This is a genomic window from Pseudothermotoga lettingae TMO (assembly GCF_000017865.1).
Classification (GTDB): domain Bacteria; phylum Thermotogota; class Thermotogae; order Thermotogales; family DSM-5069; genus Pseudothermotoga_B; species Pseudothermotoga_B elfii.
Map to the genome: position 1 here is coordinate 2,043,847 of NC_009828.1, position 22,120 is coordinate 2,065,966.

The 22,120-nt window shown below is 38.7% G+C and carries 22 protein-coding genes; 9 read left to right on the forward strand and 13 right to left on the reverse strand.

Annotated elements, in window-relative coordinates:
- Nucleotides 1-3: 3 nt before the first annotated feature.
- From TLET_RS10130 to rplU, 11 genes are all read right to left on the reverse strand, one after another.
- A complete protein-coding gene (locus TLET_RS10130; RefSeq protein ID WP_012003999.1) occupies nt 4-1,242 on the reverse strand; it encodes a DUF1015 domain-containing protein in 1,239 nt (412 codons plus the stop codon).
- Nucleotides 1,232-1,651 (reverse strand): rRNA maturation RNase YbeY, encoded by a 420-nt coding sequence (gene ybeY, locus TLET_RS10135; RefSeq protein WP_228369017.1) that lies wholly within the window; start codon nt 1,649-1,651, stop codon nt 1,232-1,234. The genes TLET_RS10130 and ybeY overlap by 11 nt, the downstream gene beginning before the upstream one ends.
- Nucleotides 1,581-3,002 carry an HDIG domain-containing metalloprotein gene (locus TLET_RS10140; RefSeq protein ID WP_012004001.1) on the reverse strand — a complete coding sequence of 474 codons (1,422 nt, stop codon included), beginning with the start codon at nt 3,000-3,002 and terminating at the stop codon, nt 1,581-1,583. The genes ybeY and TLET_RS10140 overlap by 71 nt, the downstream gene beginning before the upstream one ends.
- Nucleotides 2,986-3,987: a PhoH family protein gene (locus TLET_RS10145; protein WP_012004002.1), complete on the reverse strand. Its 1,002-nt coding sequence runs from the start codon at nt 3,985-3,987 to the stop codon at nt 2,986-2,988. The genes TLET_RS10140 and TLET_RS10145 overlap by 17 nt, the downstream gene beginning before the upstream one ends.
- The gene (gene rpoD / locus TLET_RS10150) at nt 3,971-5,173 is read right to left on the reverse strand and encodes an RNA polymerase sigma factor RpoD (protein WP_012004003.1); all 1,203 of its coding nucleotides are present in this window, start codon (nt 5,171-5,173) and stop codon (nt 3,971-3,973) included. Before rpoD ends, TLET_RS10145 begins: the two co-directional genes overlap by 17 nt.
- Nucleotides 5,154-6,836, reverse strand: a complete 1,683-nt coding sequence (gene dnaG, locus TLET_RS10155) for a DNA primase (RefSeq protein WP_012004004.1) — start codon at nt 6,834-6,836, stop codon at nt 5,154-5,156. Before dnaG ends, rpoD begins: the two co-directional genes overlap by 20 nt.
- A gap of 153 nt (nt 6,837-6,989) precedes the next feature.
- A complete protein-coding gene (gene rpsI, locus TLET_RS10160) occupies nt 6,990-7,394 on the reverse strand; it encodes a 30S ribosomal protein S9 (RefSeq protein ID WP_012004005.1) in 405 nt (134 codons plus the stop codon).
- Between the two features lie 11 nt (nt 7,395-7,405).
- On the reverse strand, nt 7,406-7,849 hold the full coding sequence (gene rplM / locus TLET_RS10165; protein ID WP_012004006.1) for a 50S ribosomal protein L13: 444 nt from the start codon (nt 7,847-7,849) through the stop codon (nt 7,406-7,408).
- A 12-nt stretch (nt 7,850-7,861) separates the two neighbouring features.
- On the reverse strand, nt 7,862-8,131 hold the full coding sequence (gene rpmA, locus TLET_RS10170; RefSeq protein ID WP_012004007.1) for a 50S ribosomal protein L27: 270 nt from the start codon (nt 8,129-8,131) through the stop codon (nt 7,862-7,864).
- Nucleotides 8,100-8,438 carry a ribosomal-processing cysteine protease Prp gene (locus tag TLET_RS10175; RefSeq protein ID WP_012004008.1) on the reverse strand — a complete coding sequence of 113 codons (339 nt, stop codon included), beginning with the start codon at nt 8,436-8,438 and terminating at the stop codon, nt 8,100-8,102. The genes rpmA and TLET_RS10175 overlap by 32 nt, the downstream gene beginning before the upstream one ends.
- A complete protein-coding gene (gene rplU, locus TLET_RS10180; protein ID WP_012004009.1) occupies nt 8,435-8,758 on the reverse strand; it encodes a 50S ribosomal protein L21 in 324 nt (107 codons plus the stop codon). Before rplU ends, TLET_RS10175 begins: the two co-directional genes overlap by 4 nt.
- A 244-nt stretch (nt 8,759-9,002) precedes the next feature.
- On the opposite strand from rplU, the gene TLET_RS10185 reads away from it, so the two are divergent.
- From TLET_RS10185 to TLET_RS10215, 7 genes are read left to right on the forward strand one after another with little or no spacing between them, the layout of a single operon-like run.
- On the forward strand, nt 9,003-9,521 hold the full coding sequence (locus tag TLET_RS10185) for a hypothetical protein (protein ID WP_012004010.1): 519 nt from the start codon (nt 9,003-9,005) through the stop codon (nt 9,519-9,521).
- Between the two features lie 10 nt (nt 9,522-9,531).
- A complete protein-coding gene (locus TLET_RS10190; RefSeq protein WP_028843616.1) occupies nt 9,532-9,903 on the forward strand; it encodes a DUF2089 domain-containing protein in 372 nt (123 codons plus the stop codon).
- Nucleotides 9,900-10,280 (forward strand): SHOCT-like domain-containing protein, encoded by a 381-nt coding sequence (locus TLET_RS10195; protein ID WP_012004012.1) that lies wholly within the window; start codon nt 9,900-9,902, stop codon nt 10,278-10,280. The genes TLET_RS10190 and TLET_RS10195 overlap by 4 nt, the downstream gene beginning before the upstream one ends.
- Before the next feature lie 44 nt (nt 10,281-10,324).
- Entirely contained in the window at nt 10,325-12,910 is a 2,586-nt protein-coding gene (locus TLET_RS10200; protein WP_012004013.1) for a valine--tRNA ligase, read from the forward strand.
- Nucleotides 12,907-14,232: a bifunctional folylpolyglutamate synthase/dihydrofolate synthase gene (locus TLET_RS10205; protein WP_012004014.1), complete on the forward strand. Its 1,326-nt coding sequence runs from the start codon at nt 12,907-12,909 to the stop codon at nt 14,230-14,232. The genes TLET_RS10200 and TLET_RS10205 overlap by 4 nt, the downstream gene beginning before the upstream one ends.
- A gap of 11 nt (nt 14,233-14,243) precedes the next feature.
- Complete coding sequence (ruvA, locus tag TLET_RS10210) at nt 14,244-14,804, forward strand: Holliday junction branch migration protein RuvA (RefSeq protein ID WP_012004015.1); 561 nt, start codon at nt 14,244-14,246, stop codon at nt 14,802-14,804.
- Between the two features lie 4 nt (nt 14,805-14,808).
- Nucleotides 14,809-15,294, forward strand: a complete 486-nt coding sequence (locus tag TLET_RS10215; protein ID WP_012004016.1) for a hypothetical protein — start codon at nt 14,809-14,811, stop codon at nt 15,292-15,294.
- On the opposite strand, the gene TLET_RS10220 is transcribed toward TLET_RS10215, so the two are convergent.
- On the reverse strand, nt 15,277-16,149 hold the full coding sequence (locus TLET_RS10220; RefSeq protein ID WP_228369019.1) for an HD-GYP domain-containing protein: 873 nt from the start codon (nt 16,147-16,149) through the stop codon (nt 15,277-15,279). The genes TLET_RS10215 and TLET_RS10220 overlap by 18 nt on opposite strands.
- Entirely contained in the window at nt 16,146-18,062 is a 1,917-nt protein-coding gene (gene thrS / locus TLET_RS10225; protein WP_012004018.1) for a threonine--tRNA ligase, read from the reverse strand. Before thrS ends, TLET_RS10220 begins: the two co-directional genes overlap by 4 nt.
- Before the next feature lie 107 nt (nt 18,063-18,169).
- Between thrS and TLET_RS10230 the strand changes: the two genes are divergently transcribed.
- Both TLET_RS10230 and nagA read left to right on the forward strand, forming a co-directional pair.
- Nucleotides 18,170-20,983, forward strand: a complete 2,814-nt coding sequence (locus tag TLET_RS10230) for an SLBB domain-containing protein (RefSeq protein WP_012004019.1) — start codon at nt 18,170-18,172, stop codon at nt 20,981-20,983.
- Nucleotides 20,980-22,107, forward strand: coding sequence for an N-acetylglucosamine-6-phosphate deacetylase (nagA, locus tag TLET_RS10235; protein ID WP_012004020.1), 1,128 nt, complete (start codon nt 20,980-20,982; stop codon nt 22,105-22,107). Before TLET_RS10230 ends, nagA begins: the two co-directional genes overlap by 4 nt.
- Nucleotides 22,108-22,120 lie beyond the last annotated feature (13 nt).

Consider the following 22,120-nt stretch of genomic DNA (forward strand, 5'->3'; position numbering starts at 1 on the left):
GGTTCAAATTAAGTGAATAAACAGGCCACTTTTCAATTTTGGCTCGAACCATGTCGACTTCGGAGGCATGATAAAGCCAAAATCCGAAATTTTCATAAGATCCTCAACAGATGTTGGATAAAGAGCAAACGCCACAGAAAATCCTTTTTTATCAACATAATTCTCCAGCATTCTCAACCCGTAAATACCTCCGACAAACTCTATACGCTTATCTGTTCTTGGATCGTCTATACCAAGGATTGGCTTCAAAACAAACTCCTGAAGAATTGAAACATCGAGAGATCTGACAGGATCCGACTCATTAATTAAACCTTCTTTAAGTCTCAAAATGTACCACTTTCCACCTATATACATACCAAACTCGTGTTTTTTAACAGGTTTGTAAGGTGAATGAGGGGCAAGGGAAAGATCAAAAATATTCTCAAGACTTGAAATAAAATGCTGAACTGTCAATCCGTTCAAATCTCTGATTACTCTGTTGTAATCGTATATCTTCAGATGTTTGTGTGGAAACAAGACACCAAGAAAGTAATTATATTCTTCATCAGGTTTAAAGGGGCTCGTTTCCTGTCTCAAAATTTGTGCCACTCTAACAGCGGAAGCTGCTCTGTGATGACCATCGGCAATATAGAAACTATCCACACCCTCAAAGGCTTTCTTGATTAATTCAACTGATTGTCTATCTTTCACAACATATACCGTTTGCCTTATACCATCTTCGTCTGTAAAATCATACTCGGGTTCACCTTGAGCAAATCTTTCTATGAGAGAATCCAATTTTTCCGAAGACCTGTACATAAGAAAAACAGGCCCAGTTTGTGCTTTCAAGTGGTATATATGTTTTGCTCTTTCATCTTCTTTTTCTTTGCGGGTCAGTTCGTGCTTTTTGATTTTGTTGTTGAGATAATCATCAACATGGAATGTTGCGACAAGACCTATTTGGATATGGTCCTTTCCGGTTTGTTTATATATATAAAAACACTCTGTCTCATCCTGAATCAAAATACCTGAAGAAATCATTTCTGAAAGTATTTCCCTGGCTTTTTGCAAAACTTCAGAAGAACTTGGCTCCATATCTTTATCAAAATTTATCTCGGGTTTTGTAACTCTGTAAAATGTATAAGGATTCAACTTAAGAACTTCTTTTGCTTCCCGAGAATCTACAACATCGTATGGTTTTGCAGCAACTGATGAAGCAAATTCCTTTTTTGGCCTGACTGCCCTGAAAGGTTTAACAACCATTTTTCTCTACCTCCCTGAGATATTTTTCCTGCCTGTGAAACATTTCTTGAGACTTGTTATCCACAAATTCATGATCATAACCACACAAATGAAGGCAGGCGTGTATTAACACACGAAAAAGCTCAATTTCATATCTCTGGGAATACTTGCTCGCATTTTTTTCCACCTGTGACGGGCATATAAAGATTTCCCCAAAAGATTCTTCTTCGTAAAAAAAGGTCAAAACATCAGTAGGCGAATCAATTTTCCTGTATTCTCTATTGAGATTTCTCATACGTCTTTCTCCAATAAATACAAGGCTCACGTCAATATTTTTATCCTCATTTTTCAAAACCATGCTAATAACTTGCTTGATCTTTTTTTGATCGATCTTCGTTCTCGTTTTGTTGACCAAGTGAATCTTCGGCAAGATTGATCACCTTCTTTATCTCTTCTTTTGGATACTCAATGCGCGAGCGAAACATACTAAACAGAACTTTCGTAAACTCTTCTGCTATAGCCTCAAGATCTTTCAAGGTTAATCCAGACTCATCAAGTTCTCTCTCGTTATATATACCTGAAATAACTTCCTCAACCATGGTTTTTATTCGCCCGGCTGTCGGATTTTTCATACTTCTGGCAGCAGCTTCAACGGCATCCGCCAACATTATTATACCGGCTTCTTTGAATTGAGGTTTGGGCCCGGAATAACGAAATTCATTTTCACTGAGTTCTTCTCCCATATCCTTTGACTTGTGATAGAAATATTTTTGCACCCGAGTTCCATGATGCTGAGGTATAACATCCTGAATAAGCAAAGGAAGCCTATTTCTCTTTGCCATTTCTATGCCAGATTTAACATGATCCTGGATTATTAGATGGCTCAACTTGGGATTTAGCTCATCGTGAGGATTCTTCTCGTAGATATTTTCTGTATAAAAATAAGGTCTTTTCGATTTACCTATGTCATGAAAGTAAGCGGCTGTTCTTGCAAGAATCGCATTTGCCCCTATCCTTTGTGCAGCAGCTTCAGCAAGGTTTGCAACCATCGATGAATGGTAATAAGTTCCAGGTGCTCTCAAAGAAAGAAGTTTTAGCAAAGAATTGTTTAAATTGCTGAGTTCCATTAAGTCAACATTTGAATATATCATACTCGCGTATTCGATAAATGGAAGCACGCCTATACTGACAATTGAAAAAACAATTGGTATAAAAAGAATCACCAAACTTTCCATTAAATTGATATCTACTCTGTGCAATTGGAAGAGATAAAAAATCATCGAGAAAAGCGCCACAAAAAGTGCCGATCTTGCAACATGCATTCTCTTCTGAATTCGTGAACCAAGCAAAGCGGTGAGTAAAGAATTTGTCAAAATGAAAGCAAAACCCAGAGCGTCAAGATTGAAAACTAAGGAGAAGATAATTGCGAAAAATATGGAGGTAACTATTGCTATTTCAACATCAAAAAGGAGTACCAGAAGAGTGATGGGAATAAAAAAAGGTGATGCATATAATCCTATCTCTCTAACAATTATTTTTGCGAGAAAAAAACCAAATAAGGTTATCGAGTAAAACAAATAAAAATACGACCTGTGAAGATTAAATGGTCTTTTATCCATTTTTGGTCTTATCAAGGCAAACCAGATCAGCGAAGCTACGACATAACCATTTAAAAAAAGGGATATATTAGAGAGATATGGAATCTTGAGAAGAAAAAAACCTGCCAGAACCACAGCAAAATCAATCAGATTTTGCCTGATGAAATCAATGATCTTTTTCATGCCTGTTCCTCTCGTAGTTTTCGTAAGCTTTTATTATATTTTTTACTATAGGATGTCTTACAACGTCAAGATCAGTAAGATACACAAAAGCTATGCCTTCAACACCCTTGAGAATCTCTTCACACTCGATGAGCCCAGAGTTTCCTTTGTCTATGTCTATCTGAGTAACATCGCCTGTGATAACTGCTTTTGAGCTGAATCCAATCCTTGTTAAAAACATCTTCATCTGCTGATGAGTTGTATTTTGTGCCTCGTCGAGAATAACAAAGCAGTTGTTCAGAGTCCTTCCTCTCATGAAAGCCAGCGGAGCGATCTCCACTATGCCTTTCTGGCGATAGCTGTAAAATTTTTCTGCGGGCATCATATCCATGATAGCATCGTAAATCGGTCTTAAATAGGGATCGACTTTTTCAACCAGATCTCCTGGCAAAAACCCCAATCTCTCACCAGCTTCAACAGCAGGTCTTGTAAGTATGATTCTCTGAACGGCTCCCGATCTAAGGTAATCCAGGGCCATGGCTACAGCGAGATATGTCTTTCCGGTGCCAGCAGGTCCTATTGCAAAAACAACGTCATGCTTTTTCATTGCTTCAACGTATTCTTTCTGACCTCTTGTCTTTGGGCGAATCTTCCCAGCAAGCAAAACTTCCTGATGATCAATATCTACAGTTCCACCCCAAGCTGTATAGAAATCAACCAAAGATTCAAACTCTCCCCAATCCATCACATATCCCTTCTTGGCTGCCGTAACAACCTGAGAGAGTATATTTTCTACTGTCTCAACAACAGAATTGTCACTCCCGGCAACCGTTATTTTCTTGTCAAAAACTTCGATGTTAACTGAGAATTTTTTCCTTAAAAACCTTAGCCTGTTATCATATTGCCCGAGAACGACCACCATATCGACATTGTCTGGAACTTCAACTATTTTTGATACCAGCTTTAAATCACCTCCAAAGTATATAATATCACCCTTGTTGGTCAAGCAATGATATCAAAGATTTAAGGTACTTGCTCCTTGAAGGATGTCTGAGCTTTCTCAACGCCTTAACCTCTATCTGTCTGATTCTTTCTCTGGTAACATTGAAATACTGTCCCACTTCCTCAAGTGTCTTGGCTTTTCCATCAAGTAATCCATACCTCATTTTGAGCACCATTGCTTCTCTCGGGTTAAGTGTCTTTAAAACCTTTTCAAGTTCTTCGCGCATCAGCATTCTCATAGCTTCTTTCTTTGGAGAGGTTATGTTCTCGTCAGCCACAAAATCTCCCACGGTAGAATCCTCATCTTCGCCCACAGGAGCCTCAAGCGAAACTGTTTCTTTGGATGCTTGAAGGATCTCTTCAACTTTATCCACCGGTTTATCCATAAGTTTTGCAAGTTCCTCTAACGAAGGCTGTTCACCGTGTTTTTGATAGTATTCTCTGGTAATTCTGTTAAGCTTGTTTATGGTTTCAACCATATGAACAGGTATCCTTATGGTTCTTGCCTGATCAGCTATCGCCCTCGTAATTGCCTGTCTAATCCACCAGGTCGCATAAGTGCTGAATTTGTAACCTTTTTTCCAGTCAAATTTTTCTACCGCTTTCAGAAGACCGATATTTCCTTCCTGAATCAGATCAAGAAAAGGTAATCCTCTGCCGATATATCTTTTTGCAATACTCACTACAAGCCGCAGATTCGATTCAATGAGCTTTTCTTTTGCCCTTTTATTGCCTATTTGGGCACGTCTCGCAAGTTCTCTTTCCTGTGAAGGTGTCAGCAAGGGTATTTTTCCTATTTCTCGCAGGTACATCTTTATAGGATCTTTCAGAGCAACGTTGTCATATATTTCCGGTCCTTCTTCCAGCAAACTTGGAATTTCTGATTCCACATCCTCATCTATTATCTCTTCGATTGGTTCTGTATCCTGTATGTTGATCTTGTTTTTTTCCAATTCTTCATATATATGCTCTATCAAAGAAGTATCAAATCCATCATAATCAGGTGGAAAAGCCTTATCTATGTCATCATATGTTATAAAACCTTTCTTCTTTCCAGTTTTTATAAGATTCCTCACTCTCTTCTCAATTTCCTCGCCTGTTAATGCTTTTCTCCGAGCAGATTTTTCTTTCCCTTCATCATCTTCAAGCTCTTCTTCCAGCTGCTTTTTTTCATGCTCCACTTTGACCACCTCCGGTCCCATTCAAGGAAGAAATCAACCTCAGTCTTTCTCTCAAAAGGTTTGCCCTTTCTCTTTCATCCTTGCAAATTGCAAGTTTACTGTCTATCTGTGACAAACGCTTTTCAATTGATTTTCTAATAAAATTTTTTTTGATATCTTCAAAAATCTTGAGAGAGTCGCCAGGAGGTATTTTTGACATGACATCGAAAATATATTTTCTTGTTTCTTCATCAAACTCCGATAGATCAAGGTTATTTTCCAAAAGATCAAGGATTTCAGCTGTTTGTTCTCTGATAAGCGATCTGTCAATTTTCGATATTTCTCTTCTCAAATCTTCCCGGGTTATGTACAAGTAAATCAGATAATCCTCATCTGAAGGGAGGTTGGTTTTAACAAACTTTGTCCTCTGAATTGCCTTTGATTTGAAATATTCAGATAGCTGGGCGGTGGATAACCTCGTTTTTGAAGAAATTATTCTTAACAAATTTTCGTATCTCTCTATTTTTTTCAAGCTGAGCATCAAACGTGTCCAGGGTCTCAACTGCATCAAAAATCTTTCTGTTCCAGAAGTAGTTGAAAGCTCAAATTGTTTTGAATAAAACTCAACAATATACTCTTCAAAAGGCAATGCTTTCTTCAGTGTATCTTTCAACATATCAGCACCGCTTTTTCTCAGAACTTCATCAGGATCTTTTTCCTTAAATTGAGCAATAGCAACATCAAAATCGTTCTCTAAAAAGATTTTCAATGTAGACATAGTAGCTCTCTTACCAGCATCATCGCTATCGAAACACAATATAATGTTCTTTGTCAGTGGCTTTAATTTCATCAAATGAATCTCTGAAAGGCTTGTACCAAGAGTTGCAACAGCGTTGGTTACACCTATCCGGTGAAAAGCTATCGCATCAAAATAACCCTCTGTTACTACAACAAAATCCACCCCCTTGATAGCCTTTTTTGCTTTATCGAACATGAACAGCACAGAACGTTTTGAAAAATACGGTGTTTCTGGAGAGTTCAAATATTTTGGCTCACGATTTGAGACAGTCCTACCACCGAAGGCTACAATACGGCCAAAATCATCTTTGATTGGTATGATTATCCTGTTTTCGAATGTATCTACATAACCGCTCTCAACTTTTCTCATCAAACCATACCTGATCGCTTTCGAAAATTTAAGAGACAGTTTTGAAGCAACTTCATAAGCTATTTTTGATCCACCCGGGCAGTACCCAAATTCGTATTCCTCTATTTCCCGATCATTAAAACCTCTATCAAAAAAATATTGAACAACCTCGCTGTTTTTGCGAAGACAATTTCTATATTCTGTATGAACTCTAAAGAGATATTCAACATATTCATCTTTTCCGGATTGAGAGGAAGAAAATTTTACCTCAATACCAGCTTGCCTTCCAAGTTTCTGCAAAGCCTCCTGAAAAGAAATGTGCTCTATTTCCTGAATAAATTTGATCACATCACCAGATGCTCCACAACCAAAACAATGATAAAGCTTAAGGGTCGGATTAACATGAAACGATGGTGTTTTCTCGCTATGAAAAGGACATAATCCTCTGTAATTTGACCCTACTTTTTGCAAAGATACATATTGCGAGATAACCTGTACTATATCTACAGAGTTTTTAATCCTTTCAATCTGTTCCTTACTCACCATTGCAAGAAATTAATCCGGAAGAAAATTCTCAAGCTCATATTCCTCCTGAAGGAAAGAAAAATAGAGTTGCGAGGTCTTATGCCAGAGTAATTAGACCTTCTTAAGATTACGGTGGTTCAACCCGGGGCATAAAAAATTGCCCCGGAGAATGAATTAACGTTTTGAGTATTGAGGAGCTCTTCGAGCTTTTCTCAGACCGTATTTCTTTCTTTCTACCATTCGGGGATCTCTCGAAAGCATACCATGAGATTTCAAAACAGGCTTGAACGACGTATCCATCTTAATAAGTGCTCGAGCCAGTGCAAGTCTCACTGCGCCGGCCTGTCCTGAAAGGCCTCCACCCTCAACCCTTACAAAAACATCAAGCTTGCCATCGTTGTTTGTAACAACGAGCGGTTCGAAGGCATGCCTTGCTCTCACACGATCTTTAAAATATTCCTCTGCAGAGGCAAAAATTTTATCATTTATAGTCAATTTCCCATTCCCAGAAACTATATAAACCCGTGCAACAGACGTCTTTCTTCTACCCAGACCATTAAAAATAGCCTTATCCATCATTCACCCTCCCATTAAAATTCTAAAGGTTGCGGTTTCTGAGCCTCGTGTGGATGTGAGTCTGATGCATATACTTTCAAACGCTTCAAATATTTGGTGCCGAGAGCTGCTTTAGGTAACATTCTTTTAACTGCCAGATATATTAGCCTCTCTGGATGCTTTTCAAGAAGCTGTCTGGCCGTCAATTGTTTCAACCCTCCAGGGTAACCTGAATAATGGTAATACATTTTTTTATCGAGTTTTTTTCCGGTTAAAAGTACTTTGTCTGCATTTATGACCACCACGTAGTTACCATTGTCTACACCGGGGAAAAAGGTTGGCTCATTTTTTCCCATAAGATATTTCGCTATCTGGCTGGCCAATCTACCAAGAACTTTTCCTGAAGCATCAACAACAAACCACTTTTTTCCTGCTTCTCTAACAATCGATGTTCTCTGTATAGGAAAAGGTCGTGCCATATTGATTCCTCCTCATTCTTGGGTTATGACATCAACGAACTTTCTATTTCTTTTCACATGAAACTTCACAATACCATCTTTCAAAGCAAAAAGGGTAAAATCTCTACCACAACCAACATTTTTCCCCGGATGTATTTTTGTTCCTCTCTGCCTCACCAGAATATTTCCCGAAATGACTTTTTGCCCATCTCCCACTTTAACACCCAGGTATTTCGGGTTGCTGTCCCTTCCATTAGTGCTTCCACTTTTCCTATGAGCAAACAACTGTATGTCGATTCGCATCTTCTTTCACCTCCAAAGAAATGTTTCTCGGGTACTGACTTTGTAAATCTTCAATACTTTCTTTGAATTCAGATAAAACGACATTTGAAAAATTATCGATATTGTTTAAAGCGACTTCCAGTAAGCCTTCCTGCCTGGCAACTATTCTGGCACCACAATGTTTTACAAGCATCTTGGCAGTATGCTGAGACAACGCACTGATAGCGGCACAAACTATATCCTTACCTTTGACATCAAAATTACTGTGTCCGTTAATTTTGAAGCCGCTGTAGCCACCCTTAAAGGTATAAAAAACGATCTTTATCATGACGTTTTTTCAATTTCTATTTTGTCGATTTTGACAAGACTAAACCATTGCCTGTGACCACGCTCACGTCGGTAATTCTTTCTTGGCCTGTATTTCACAACAACAACTTTTCGTGCCCTTTCATGCGACAGAACCGTTCCCTTAACTGTGCATCCCTCCACATAAGGCTGCCCTATTTTCACAGTTCCATCGGTTGAAAGGTGCAAAATTCTCTCAAAAACTATCTGCTCTCCCTGTTTAACTGACAGCTTTTCAACAGCAATGGTGTCTCCTTCAGAAACTTTGTACTGCTTTCCACCAGTCTCAATAATAGCGTACACAGATTCACCTCCTTAGTAAACAGGCACCAAAAAACGTAGCTCCGGAGTCCCTTTGGAGCATTTAAAGACGTTTCTCGAGTGCTTGTGTAAATACTTGCCTGTTTATTGTATCATCAATCATGTTACGACTTTGAAAATTTAGATTTACACTCTTCTCTCTATGTGTGTGTACAAAGCATATATTATAAACTCACAATTGATAAAATATAAAATCCTACTTTCAAATTTTTTTGGAGGTGATGAGATGTACTTGGCAATAACACTCATAATTGCTGGGTTTTGTTTAGTTTTCTTTGGGGCAAAATTCTTCTTTGGTATATTATTTGCCGCGTTTGGAATATACATACTTGTATCATTACTATCGGTCTACAAAAAAGCTCAAAAACGTGCGGAGCAGAACAAAAAAAATATTGAAGAGCGCTTTCGGGGGAAACTCGATCAGGAAGATATTGAATGGCTCAAAGATATGATAACTCCTCCCATAGGTAGAAAATTTCTCATAATGGTCAACGAAGAGAATTCAACGAATGTCAAAATATCGATCCCTTTATCAATAGTAATAGTTTTAAAGCCTTTTTTGAAAGCCTTATCCCCTATGCTGCGAAAGTCCATCAAAGACAAGATTTCTATTGAAATTGAAGAAAAATATTATACCCTCATTGAAGATATGATAATTACTTCATTAGATGAATTGATGAGCTTTTCGGGTGATTTTATTAAAGTTGAGAGTAAAGGAACTACTGTAAGGGTTGGCATTGTGTGAAGGTGAAAAAATGATCGAATTCCAATCTAAATGTCCAGTTTGCGGCGGCAGGGTAATCATAACTTCATATAAATGTGTGAGTTGCAACAGCAAAGTCGAAGGTTCCTTTCAACCAAATGAATTTTCAAGATTGTCCTCCGAGGATTTGGAGTTTCTGAGATTGTACTTGAAAAACAGAGGAAATCTGACAAAAGTAGCTGAGAAATTGAAAATATCTTATCCGACAGCCCATTCGTATTTTAGCAGACTTCTGAAAAATCTCGGTTATTCTGTTCAGGAAGAATCTCGATATTCTTCAATTCTCGAAAAATTGGAAAAAGGAGAGATCGATTTTTCGACAGCGATCTCTTTGATAAAAAACAGCGGGGAGGAAAAAATATGAGAGAAGAACTTATGAGGATTATGAATCTGGTAAAAGATGGTAAGCTCACTCCTGAGCAAGCTATTGAGCTTGCTGAAGGTATGGGCATCTTTTCCGAAACAAGCAATTTTCAAAAACCGAAAGAAGGGAAGAAAAAACTGCTGTATATTCAAGTAAGAAGCGCAGATGGAGACAAGGTAGATATGAAAATACCAGTTTCTCTTGCTCAGACAATGAAACTCATGTTACCCTCTTTGAAAAAGAATGTACCAAATGTTGATCTTGATCTGGTATCTGATCAAATAGACGAAGCGTTGAAAAACCTGTCTGATCTTGAGGGAGATATAATAAATGTTACTGGTTCTGATGGCACCACCGTGCGCATCTTTGTCGATTGAATTGTGGTAAAATCATTGAAAAATCTATCTGGAGGTGTAATTCAATGAATCTTGGTACACGTTACAGCCCGGAGCAGATAGAAAAAAAATGGTATGAAAGATGGGTAGAAAAAGGTTATTTCGCGCCAAAAGGCAGTGGTATACCCTTTGTAATTGTTATACCACCTCCAAACATAACGGGACGAATCCATATGGGACACGCCCTGAATATCACTTTGCAGGACATATTAGTAAGATACAAAAGAATGCGTGGTTTTGATACATTGTGGGTGCCGGGTGAAGATCATGCCGGCATAGCTACTCAAAATGCCGTTGAAAGATATCTCGAGAGCCAGGGAAAAAGCAGAGAGCAGCTTGGTAGAGAAAAATTCATCGAAATAGTCTGGGAATGGGCAAAAAAATATAGAAAGGAGATACGTCAGCAAATAGAGACACTCGGTGCTTCCGTAGACTGGTCTCGAGAAAGATTTACTCTGGATGATGGTTTATCAAAAGCTGTCAGAAAAGTTTTCGTAGATCTGTACAACCGTGGCCTGATATACAGGGGAAAATATATGGTCAACTGGTGTCCAAGATGTCAAACTGTCTTGTCAGACGAAGAAGTTGAGCACATAGAAGAGTCTGCAAAACTCTATTATGTGAAATATCCATTCTCGGGAAGCAATGAATATATAGTGATTGCAACTACAAGACCGGAAACAATGCTCGGCGATGTTGCAGTCGCAGTTAACCCGGAAGATGAAAGATACAAGAATATATCTGGAAAAACTGTTGTTCTTCCTCTGATGAACAGAGAGATACCAATCATAACTGATAGTTATGTGGACCCTGAATTTGGTACGGGTGCTGTAAAGATAACCCCAGCTCATGATCCCAATGATTTTGATATAGCAAAAAGACATTCTCTACAATTTATAGAAATCTTTGACAACGAGGCGAAAATAAATGAAAACGGCGGAAAATATGCTGGCCTCGATAGGTATCAAGCGCGGAAAGCTGTTTTAGAAGATCTTGAGAAAGCTGGGTTTTTACTCAAAGTGGAGAATATAAACCACGCCGTTGGGCATTGTTATCGATGCGACTCTGTGATAGAACCAAGAATTATGGACCAATGGTTTGTAAGTATGAAATCTCTCTCAAAAAGGGCTATTGAAGCTGTTGAAAACGAAGAAATTCGTTTTGTTCCTGAAAGATGGAAAAAGGTTTATCTCCACTGGATGTACAATATTCGCGACTGGTGTATAAGCAGACAACTCTGGTGGGGTCATAGAGTACCGGTGTGGTACTGCAAAAACTGCAATGAAACGATAGTATCTGAAATAGATATTGAAGAATGTCCAAAATGCGGCTCAAAGTCTATCGAGCAAGATGAAGATGTACTCGATACATGGTTTTCATCTGCTCTCTGGCCTTTTTCAACACTGGGATGGCCTGAGAAAACAGAAGATCTTGAAAAATACTATCCAACATCTGTTCTGGTAACAGGATTCGACATAATCTTCTTCTGGGTTGCCAGAATGATTATCATGGGTTATCAGTTTATGCAAAAAAAACCCTTTACAGATGTATACATACACCAGCTTATCCGAGATAAACACGGTAGAAAAATGAGCAAATCACTTGGTAACGGGATAGATCCAATAGATATGTCTGAAAAATATGGAACGGATCCTGTCAGGTTCACACTCGCAATCTTTGCAGCCCAGGGAAGTGACATAAAACTTGATGAAAGATACTTTGATACCTACAGAAAATTTGCCAACAAGATATGGAATGCAGCAAGATTTGTCCTGATAAATTTAGACAATTATAAACCCCAACCGCTGAATGAACTCTCCCTTGCAGATAGATGGATTCTTTCAAAGCTCCAGAAAGTTATCTCGGTAGTAAGTGATGCGATTGAAAAATACGAATTCAACATCGCTGCCAGGTCGCTGTACGAATTCTTCTGGAATGAGTTTTGTGACTGGTACATAGAATCTTCGAAGCTTGTTCTCAATAGTGAAAAGAAAGCAATCACACAGAATGTTCTGGTAAAAGTTCTTGATACAAGCCTCAGACTCTTACATCCATTCATGCCATTTTTGAGTGAAGAGCTGTGGCAAAACTTGCCAGTACATGGCGAATCGATAGTTATTTCAGATTGGCCAGAGGTTGATGTGACACTAATTAACGAAGAGGCAGAAAAGAATTTTGAAAAACTGGTTCAAATAATCAGGGGAATAAGAAATGTAAAAGCAGAAATGAACATTCCTCCAAAAAGAAATACGAAAGTCTACATATATGGTGAAACACTTTGTAAAGAGGAAAGCTCTTACATAGAACATCTTTCGGGTGCTCAAATAAGTTATGTGAAAGAGAAACCAGCTTGCTGTGCCACAGCTTTTGTTTCTGAAAATCAGCATGTATACGTTGATGTGGCTGGCCTGAATCTTCAATCTGAGATCAAAAGATTGATGAAAAACATAGAAAAATTGCAAAAAGAAAGAGAATGGCAGCTTAAAAAGCTCTCTGATGATAAATTTCTTTCCAATGCACCAGAAGAAGCTATTTCAGAAGCACGTCAAAAGCTTTCTGAGATAGAAGATCGGCTCAAAATACTCAATCAAATACTGGGTGATCTGATGTGACATACCTGAAAATGCTCGAATATCTTTACAAAGAAAGACCTTCAGGGAAAATCACACTTGGACTTGATAGAATTCAGAAACTGTGCGAGAGACTTGGCAATCCTCAAAATGTATTCAAAAGCGCTCATATAGCAGGTACCAATGGAAAAGGATCAGTTACACGATTTTTGAGCTGGCTTTTTATAGAACATGGATTAAAAACAGCTGCCTATTATTCACCACATCTGACATCCTTCAAAGAACGTATACTGGTGGATGAAAAATTCATAACTGATGAAACTATGCTGAATGCTTTTCATGAAGTTCAACAGGCAGCGATAGAGCTCGACAAAGAAGGAGAACAATCGAAACCAAGTTTTTTTGAATTCACCACGGCAATGGCTTTTTGCGTATACAGAGATATGAAAACTCAGGCAGCTTCGATAGAAGTCGGGCTTGGAGGACGATTCGACGCAACAAATGTACTTACCCCAGAAGTGAGCGTTATCGTAACTGTCGGATTTGATCACATGCACATACTGGGAAACACTCTTGAAAAAATCGCTTTTGAGAAAGCCGGAATAATCAAGGAAAATATCCCGGTGGTTTGTGGAGAAACTAACGAAATTCCCTTAAACGTCATAAATCAAGTAGCGCACTTAAAAAACAGTTCTGTATATCTCCTGGGAAAAGATTTCTACTACGACAACGAAAAACTTTTTCTTTCGAACAATACCTTTGATTTTCACAGCGATATCATCGAGCTCAAAGATTTGAAAATCTCCTTAAATGGTGCACACCAGTTTCTCAACGCCTCTGTAGCGCTTCAAGCATTTTTGATTTTTGCTCAAAGAAATAATATAAAGATAGATAAACTCAGGATAAGAAGTGCTTTGAGCAAGACAACCATGCCAGGAAGGTTTGAAGTCGTTGGTGAAAAACCAAAGGTGATATTTGATGGAGCGCATAACCTTTCTGCTGCACTTGTTTTGAGAAAATCTATAAAAGATTATCTTGAGGATGAAAAAATTGCTGCTGTGATAGGTATAGTTGATGATAAAGATAAAAGAAGTATTTTGACTCAGATTGCGCCCATGTTTGATAGGATAGTTGTTACAAGACCTTTCTCCCACAGGGCACAAAATACTCAGGAAACTTTTCAAATCACCAGGGAAATAAACGCAAACACGATCCTTGAACCTGATCCGATAAAAGCTTACGAAATATTGAAATCAGATGGGTATGAAACAATTATCGTTACAGGGTCTCTGTACTTAGTTGGATATCTGAGGGATTACATAATGGACGGGCAGCTTGATCCAGAGTGGATAATTGCGAGGTGAATACTTTGCTGGTGGGAGTTAAAGGCACAGTTCATAGTAAAAATGGTAGCAGTGTAATACTTGAAATCAATGGTTTTTTGATAAAAATTCTCTGTGACATTGAAACACTTGAAAAAGCACAGATAGGGCAGACAGTTCAGTTGCATACACATCTTGAATTCAGCCAGGAAGGAATAACAATTTATGGTTTTCTGAGCAAAGAAAGACTCTATGTTTTTGAAAAAATTCTGAAAGTCTCAAAAATAGGTCCAAAAACTGCTTTGAGAATTGTTTCAACCTCTGAACCAGAAGAATTAGTGCATTTGATAATTTCTCAGGATGTCGAAAAACTATCCAGATTTCCAGGTATCGGTAAAAAAACAGCCGAGAGGCTTATAGCGGAATTAAAAGACGAAGAATTTGAAATAAAATCTGATTATTCAAAAGAGTTGTCAGATGCAATCGATGCACTTGTCGCCCTCGGATTTGGTAAGATAGAATCAAGAGAGGCTGCAAAGAGCGTCTACCATTCTTCGAAGAAGGCAGAACAAATAGTCAAAGAAGCCCTTAAAATGCTTTCTAAGAAGGTGTGATTTTGTGAATGTCCTTAGTGCTGGTCTGGAAAATCCGATACTTGGTTATAAACTCGATCCAGGTGAACCGGGGCTTTCTCATTCAGCTCCGGCAAGCAGAAGTATCTTGCGCGTAGTTTCACAGGAAATAAGCAACTGGCTCGCATTTGAGAGGGAGGCCGCCAAAAACGGTGGAATAATAATTCATGGCGGGATCAATCTTGATTTAAGAAGAAAAGGGTCTTTTCTTGCAGCAGTCGCAGGTAAAACGACTGCATGGATATATTACCCTAACGGCGAAAAAGTTCAGGATAATTCCAACGAGTACAAAGACCAGTTGAGAAAACAAATTCGAGAGCTCGAAAACAAGCTGGAAGCAGCTATCAACAGTCATGAAAAAGAAAAAATAGAACAGCAGCTCAATTTTCTGAAACTCATGTTGAACATGCCGGCAAAACTGATTGAAGATCTGTTAAAACCCTTTGGAATATTCTTAGATGTCTTCGCTTGACTCCATAACCTTAACAAATACATCCACAATTTCTGGATCGAACATACGTGAGCTTTGATCTATTATCATTTTCAACGCATCGCTTTTACTCTTTGGACCAACACCCCATTCCGACGTTATAAAATGAGTCAGCTCGTCATAATAATCGCAAACAGCTATTATTCTTGCAAAAAGTGGTATATCTTCGCCTTTCAAACCGTCTGGATAACCCTGTCCATCCCATCTTTCATGATGAGATCTCACTGCAGGAACCAGGTCCCAGAGAAATTCTATCGTTGAAAGATAGATAGCACCCATCAATGCGTGATCTTTTGGCATGCTTTCCAAAGTCCTTATTCTGGTTGGAGTGAACATCATCAATTGTTCAATACCTATCTTTCCTACATCATGCAACATGCTTGCTTCTGTGAGAGAAAGAATATCTTCTTCGCTCAACCTTAACTCTGTTCCAATTTTTTTCGCGAGCTTAGCAACTCTCTGAGAATGGCTGAATCCGTTTTTGTCTTCAACCTCCATCAGAACAATCATAGCCTGGAGAATACCACTTATAACCCTTCGTGCCCATTTTGTGCTCGTCAATCCAGCGCTGGTAGCATCTTTTTCGACGTAAGATTTTGCAAATGCCCATAAAGATTTGTAATTTTCTTCTGCATTTTCAAAATTGGCAATTAATTTACCTTCATCGTAAAATTTGGCAGAAGAACCTGAAAAAACTATCTGAGGTATCCTGGAATCTGTCAAGGAATCTGTTAAAAGGAGCTGAGGAGAATTCTTCCCCTCAGCAGCTTCCATTTTTTCGAAAAACTCAATTATATTTTTATTCACCTTTCCCAGAACGGTAAAAACCACATTCATTCCTCCATCAAATTTTTCAACGAACGCGTCGCAATTTCCTCAGTTATTTTTTCCAGAACCAACTTTACTGGCTTGCTTCCGAAGTCACTGCCCCTTGTTCTGACAGAAACAGCTTCTGAATCAGCTTCTCTGTCTCCAACAACAAGCATGTAAGGTATTTTCATAGATTGCGCATCTCTTATTTTATACCCAACTGTCTCGCGTCGTGCATCTATTTTCACCCTTACACCGTTTTTAACAAATTCACTTTTTACCTTCTCAGCATATTCAAAATGTCTGTCAGCAATCGGTATTATAATCACCTGAACAGGTGCCAGCCATGTCGGAAATGCTCCCGCGTAATGCTCGATAAGTATTCCTAAAAACCTTTCTAAGCTTCCGTAAATAGCTCTATGTATCATGACAGGTTGTTGATATTTTCCATCCATACTGGTATAAACAAGCCCAAATCTCTGTGGCATAAGGAAATCAAGCTGAATAGTTGCACATTGCCAGGTTCTACCTATCGAATCTCTTACATGGAAATCTATTTTTGGTCCATAAAACGCACCTTCTTTTTCTTTCACAACATACTGTAATCCAACTGATTCCATAGCTTTTCTCAGGGCCTCTGTTGCTTTCTCCCAGGTTGCTTCGTCCCCCATATGATCCTCAGGCATCGTGCTCAGTTCGGCAGAATAGTCAAAACCAAACTGCGAATATATCCTGTGAACAAGATTTATCACACCTGCTATTTCATTTTCCACCTGATCTATTCTGCAGAATATGTGTGCATCATCCTGAGTGAAACTTCTCACACGAAATAGCCCATGCAAAACACCGCTCCGTTCATACCGGTGAACTTTTCCAAACTCAAAAAATCTCACGGGAAGATCTCTATAGGAAACCGGTTTGTTTTTGTACACAAGTATATGGCCAGGACAATTCATTGGTTTAATGGCGAATTGCTGCTCTTCTTTTGTAGTGAAATACATATTTTCTTTATAGTGTTCCCAGTGCCCCGACATCCTCCAGAGCTTTTCACTCATGACAAGTGGGGTCATAACTTCTTCATAACCATATTCAATGTGCAGCTGCCTGGAAAATTCCATAAGCTCTTTGAGAATAACTGTCCCGTTTGGCGTAAAAACTGGCATACCAGCAGCCACATCAAAATCAATAAAGAAAATATCAAGTGCAGGGCCAAGCTTTCTGTGGTCTCTTTTTCTGGCCTCTTCGAGGAGGTCAAGGTAATTTTTCAATTCTTCCTGCCTTAAAAATGCTGTGCCATAAACTCTTTGAAGCATCGGATTTTTTTCATCACCTTTCCAGTATGCTCCAGAAACAGAAAGTAACTTGAAGTGTTTAACCATGCCTGTGGAAGGCATATGTGGTCCCCTGCACAGATCGACGAAATCGCCCTGTTTGAATAAAGTCACTTTATTATCCTGTATCTCTTTCAAAAGCTCGACCTTGTACGGCTGGTCTTTTTCAGTCATAAAAGATATAGCATCATCTTTGCTCATTTCAATACGCTCAACAGGAATATTCTGTTCGATTATTTTCTTCATCTCTTCTTCTATCCTTGATAAATCTTCTTCAGTTATTTTTCCATTTAATATCTCAAAATCATAGTAAAAGCCGTTTTCAATCGCTGGACCTATGCCAAGCCTGACATTCTTCTTCCCATAGACATTCATAACTGCCTGAGCCAAAATGTGAGACATAGTGTGCCTGTAAACTTCAGGCGCAAGCTCGTGAAACAAATCAACAAATTCTACCTCTCCATCACTATCTATCGTTGATCTCAGGTCTATTAATTTACCGTTAAAAACTGCGGCAATAACTTCATCAGAACGAATAATTTCTCGAATCTGGACCGGTTTTTCTGATATAAACTCTCCATCGTTTTTTATTTTCACTTTAATGGGCACAAAATCACCTCCTGGATACTTTCTTAAATATTACCACATTTTCCAACGCTGCCTGTATTCAACAAAGTGATATCATATGAAGAGAAAGTAAATCGAGAGGTGATTGAATGCGGAAAGGTTTTCTTTTATTGATTTTATTTCTCTCATGTTTGATTTTTGCCGAATACACTTTAAGAACAGGAGATATCGTAAGAATCGAGGTTTTCGCCTATCCGGAGATGACAAAAGATTGTCTTGTAGACAGTGATGGGTACATCTCTTACGCTGGTGTAGGAAGAATAAAAGTTGAAGGGATGACGCTGTCAGATATTGAAAAAATAGCAAGTGAAAAAATAGCCAAATTAATTCCCAACCCGAGCGTCACTGTTTCACTTATTTCTTACGCACCGAGATATATTTACATTCAGGGAATAACGAATAGAAGAATAGATATTGGTATAAACCCTGTAACTCTCAGCCAAGTTATCTCAACTGTTGGTTCAAATGGGAATTTCAACATCGATTCCATAGATCTTGAAAATATAAGAATTTTCAGAAGAGAAGAAAGTTTTATCGTTAATCTTTCGGCTTTTTACGAAGGTTCAATTGAAGCAGATGTGCCTGTTTTTGAAGGAGATATTATTTATATACCTTCTAAAAGTCCTATCAGCAATGTAAAAGTTCTTGGGGCAGTGAAAAACCCTTCCTCATTTTCTTATATAAAAGGAATGACCTTGGCTGGAGTTATATCTCTCGCCGGAGGGGTTATTACAAATGTTGGTGATCTGAGAAATGTTTACCTCAGCAGAAATGGCACTGTGCAAAAAATAGATTTGGAAGCAATCCTGACGGGTAAAAACAACGATTTGGAGCTCAAACCGGGTGATCAGATTTATGTTCCAAAAATAGATTTGAGATACGCCTATGTGACCGGATTTGTTGCAAAACCGGGTATTTACGAATTTATGGAAGATGAGCCCATCACACTAAAACGATTAATAGCAAAGGCTGGTGGTGTGCAAGCAGAATTGAAATACATTGAAAAAATAACTGTCACTCAAAGCACCGCAAAGAAAGATTACTCCCCATCAGTACTTTCGGAAGGTGAAGATATTTTGCTTGAATCTGGTGCTTACGTGGATGTTGTAAAAAAGCAGGAGAGATTTGTTTATGTTCTGGGACTTGTGAAAAACCAGGGCAGAATTGATTTTCAACCGGAAGAATCAATGAAATTGAGCGTGTTGATTGCAAAAGCTGGTGGATTTGATTCTCCGCAGGTTGAAAAAGGTGGAACAATAAAGATATACAGAGACGGTTCATGGTATGAAATACAGGCATCTACGATAAAAGAAAAAGATATCGATTTGGAGCCAGCAGATTTAGTGAGAGTTGAATATCAGGAGTTTTACGTTTATGTTGTTGGAAATCTTGCAACGTCCGGAAAAATAATCTTTGAACCAGAAGAACCAAAGAAGCTGTCCACTCTGATCAACAAGGTTGGTCAGATTAGTGAACAGACTTTCGAATCTATTCAGTTAATTCAGCCCGGGCAAACACAAACCACCGTGCTCAAAATACACGACGTTTTAGATGGATTAAAAGATGAAGATTTGCAAAATGGTGCAACAGTTGTTTTTAAACTAAGGGAAGGAAGATATGTTTACTTTATAGGTGATCTTTCTCAATTCATAACTTTCAATTTTGATGAGAAAATCACGCTAAAAAGAGCTCTTTCGAAAGCTAACCTGAATCTTGATCTGGTTGAACAGCTGTGCAGAGTATCGAGAAACAGTGAAGAGCCCATCCAGCTTGAGCCCGATATAGTTCTTGAAAGTGGAGATATCATCAAGGTGACGCTCAAAAAGCCAGCGCGGGTGAGTGTTCTCGGAAGAGTTAAAGTGCCTGGTCAGGTGGTTTTCGAAGTCAACGAAAGATCCACCTTGAGGAACGCCATAGCGAAATGTGGTGGTTTTATAACCGAACCAACTGAAATTTTTGTTTCAGACAAAGTCATAGTTTATTCAGAAGGTAAGAGACATTTGTTCAGTGTAGATCAGGTTGAATCAGAAGAGTTCAACTTTTTCCTGAAAGATGGGGACTTTGTCTATGTAACAGAAAAGTCACCCCATTATGTTTTTGTGTTTGGAGATGCTGTGAAAAACGAAAAAATCCTGCTATCTCATAACGAAGAATTCAAATTATCAACTGTTCTTGGAAAGATAACACTTGTCAACGACGCCCGCCAGGTACATGTTATTTACCCTACAAACGAATCAACGCTTGTTTCGCTAAAAGATATCCAGATAAAGAAAGCAGACCTCGATCTGATAGATGGAACCTTCATTGTGATAGAAAAAGATTTAGAAAGTTATATTTATGTACTTGGCATGGTTAAAAATCCTGGGGGGTATTACATATCTGACAGGCAGATAACAGCCTTAGAGGCCTTGAGCCTATCTGGTGGCATAAGTGACTGGGGATCTTATAACCAGATTATTCTGAAACGTGGAAATGAAAGCAAAACAATAAACGCGGCGGATCCAATAGTTTTGAACAGCATTTCTGTGAAAGCTGGTGATATACTTTATGTACCGCCAATAGAATCAAATGTCGTTTATGTACTCGGTCAGGTTTCAAAGCCTGGACTGGTTAGAATAGATCAATACTCAACTGTGATGGATGCAATCATGAAATGCGGAGGTTTCACAACACGAGCGATCGCATCCAGGGTTTATCTCTTCAAAGGTGGTCCAACTGGAGAGCCGGTACTCTGCGATCTGTCCGGGACTTTGAAAGGAAAGTCTGTCGCAAGCAACCCCAATGTTTCGCCGGGTGATGTAATCTTTGTTCCTGATAATCCTCTAATGAATATAGTTGATATGATTCCAATAATTCAGAATCTGATCAGCATAATAAGCGGTGTACAGGGGATGGTTCAATGAAAATCAGGGCAAAAAGGGCTATTACACCAAGCAGAATTCTTGAAGATAAGATTATAACGATTGAAAACGGGGTCATACAATCTGTTTCATCTTCCGGATTGAAAGCTGATTTCACATATCCGATAATTGCACCCGGTTATATCGATAGCCATACGCACGGCGCAATTGGTATAGATGCAATGAGTGCTACTGTTGAAGATTTTGAAAAACTTTCTATGTTTTATGCAAAACATGGTGTGACAACTTTTTTAGTAACAACTGTTTCAGATAAATTCGAAAAGCTGTCATCTGTTGCCGAGACCGTGAGAAAATCAATGCGAACGAAACTCCCTGGATCAAAAATAGGTGGTCTTTATGTAGAGGGGCCATATTTGAATCCCTCGAAAAAAGGGGCACATAAAGAAGAATTGTTGAAAAATCCAGATCTTGAAGAGCTATCCAGATTCGTTGAGAAATTCAGAGAAATTACAAAAATCTTTGCCATAGCTCCAGAACTTAAAAACGCTGCAGTGGCGATTAAATTTCTTAGAAAAAATGGCATAATACCTACTATTGCCCACACAGATGCAACTTACGAACAAACTGTTCAAGCAATAGAAATTGGCGCAACAAGGGCTACTCATGTATTTAATGCAATGAAAAGTTTTTCTCACAGAGAACCTGGTGTTGTGGGCGCTGCTTTAACGGAGAAAAATGTTTACTGTGAAGTAATATGTGACCTTGTGCACCTTCATCCTGCCACTGTAAAGTTGATTATCAATGCTAAAGGCCCGAATAAGACGGTTCTGGTCACTGATTCAATGGCTGCAACAGGATTAGAAGACGGAGAATACTCCTTAGGAGAGCTTAAAGTAGTTGTAAAGGGAAAAATAGCGCGCTTGAAGGGAGAAAACAATCTTGCTGGAAGTACTCTAACACTCGATCAGGCAGTGAGAAATGTTGTTTTCAACCTTGGATATACTGAAAAGGAAGCTATAATTATGGCAACGCTGACACCTGCGAGAGCGAGTAAACTCAATGCCGGAATTATTAAAGAGGGAAAAACAGCAGATTTAGTTGCCCTTGATGAAGAATTGAATGTTGTTGCAACTTTTGTCTCCGGAGAAAGAGTATATTCAGCCTAACGGGAGGTGTCGG

Excerpts from the sequence above, each read along its gene's own strand:
- TLET_RS10200 (WP_012004013.1), top strand. The coding sequence starts at position 10,325 with ATGAATCTTGGTACACGTTACAGCCCGGAGCAGATAGAAAAAAAATGG.
- rpsI (WP_012004005.1), bottom strand. The coding sequence starts at position 7,394 with ATGATGGATAAGGCTATTTTTAATGGTCTGGGTAGAAGAAAGACGTCT.
- nagA (WP_012004020.1), top strand. The coding sequence starts at position 20,980 with ATGAAAATCAGGGCAAAAAGGGCTATTACACCAAGCAGAATTCTTGAA.
- TLET_RS10175 (WP_012004008.1), bottom strand. The coding sequence starts at position 8,438 with ATGATAAAGATCGTTTTTTATACCTTTAAGGGTGGCTACAGCGGCTTC.
- TLET_RS10185 (WP_012004010.1), top strand. The coding sequence starts at position 9,003 with ATGTACTTGGCAATAACACTCATAATTGCTGGGTTTTGTTTAGTTTTC.
- rplM (WP_012004006.1), bottom strand. The coding sequence starts at position 7,849 with ATGGCACGACCTTTTCCTATACAGAGAACATCGATTGTTAGAGAAGCA.
- rpmA (WP_012004007.1), bottom strand. The coding sequence starts at position 8,131 with ATGCGAATCGACATACAGTTGTTTGCTCATAGGAAAAGTGGAAGCACT.
- TLET_RS10220 (WP_228369019.1), bottom strand. The coding sequence starts at position 16,149 with ATGAATGTGGTTTTTACCGTTCTGGGAAAGGTGAATAAAAATATAATT.
- TLET_RS10190 (WP_028843616.1), top strand. The coding sequence starts at position 9,532 with ATGATCGAATTCCAATCTAAATGTCCAGTTTGCGGCGGCAGGGTAATC.
- TLET_RS10130 (WP_012003999.1), bottom strand. The coding sequence starts at position 1,242 with ATGGTTGTTAAACCTTTCAGGGCAGTCAGGCCAAAAAAGGAATTTGCT.
- dnaG (WP_012004004.1), bottom strand. The coding sequence starts at position 6,836 with ATGGTGAGTAAGGAACAGATTGAAAGGATTAAAAACTCTGTAGATATA.
- TLET_RS10230 (WP_012004019.1), top strand. The coding sequence starts at position 18,170 with ATGCGGAAAGGTTTTCTTTTATTGATTTTATTTCTCTCATGTTTGATT.
- TLET_RS10140 (WP_012004001.1), bottom strand. The coding sequence starts at position 3,002 with ATGAAAAAGATCATTGATTTCATCAGGCAAAATCTGATTGATTTTGCT.
- TLET_RS10195 (WP_012004012.1), top strand. The coding sequence starts at position 9,900 with ATGAGAGAAGAACTTATGAGGATTATGAATCTGGTAAAAGATGGTAAG.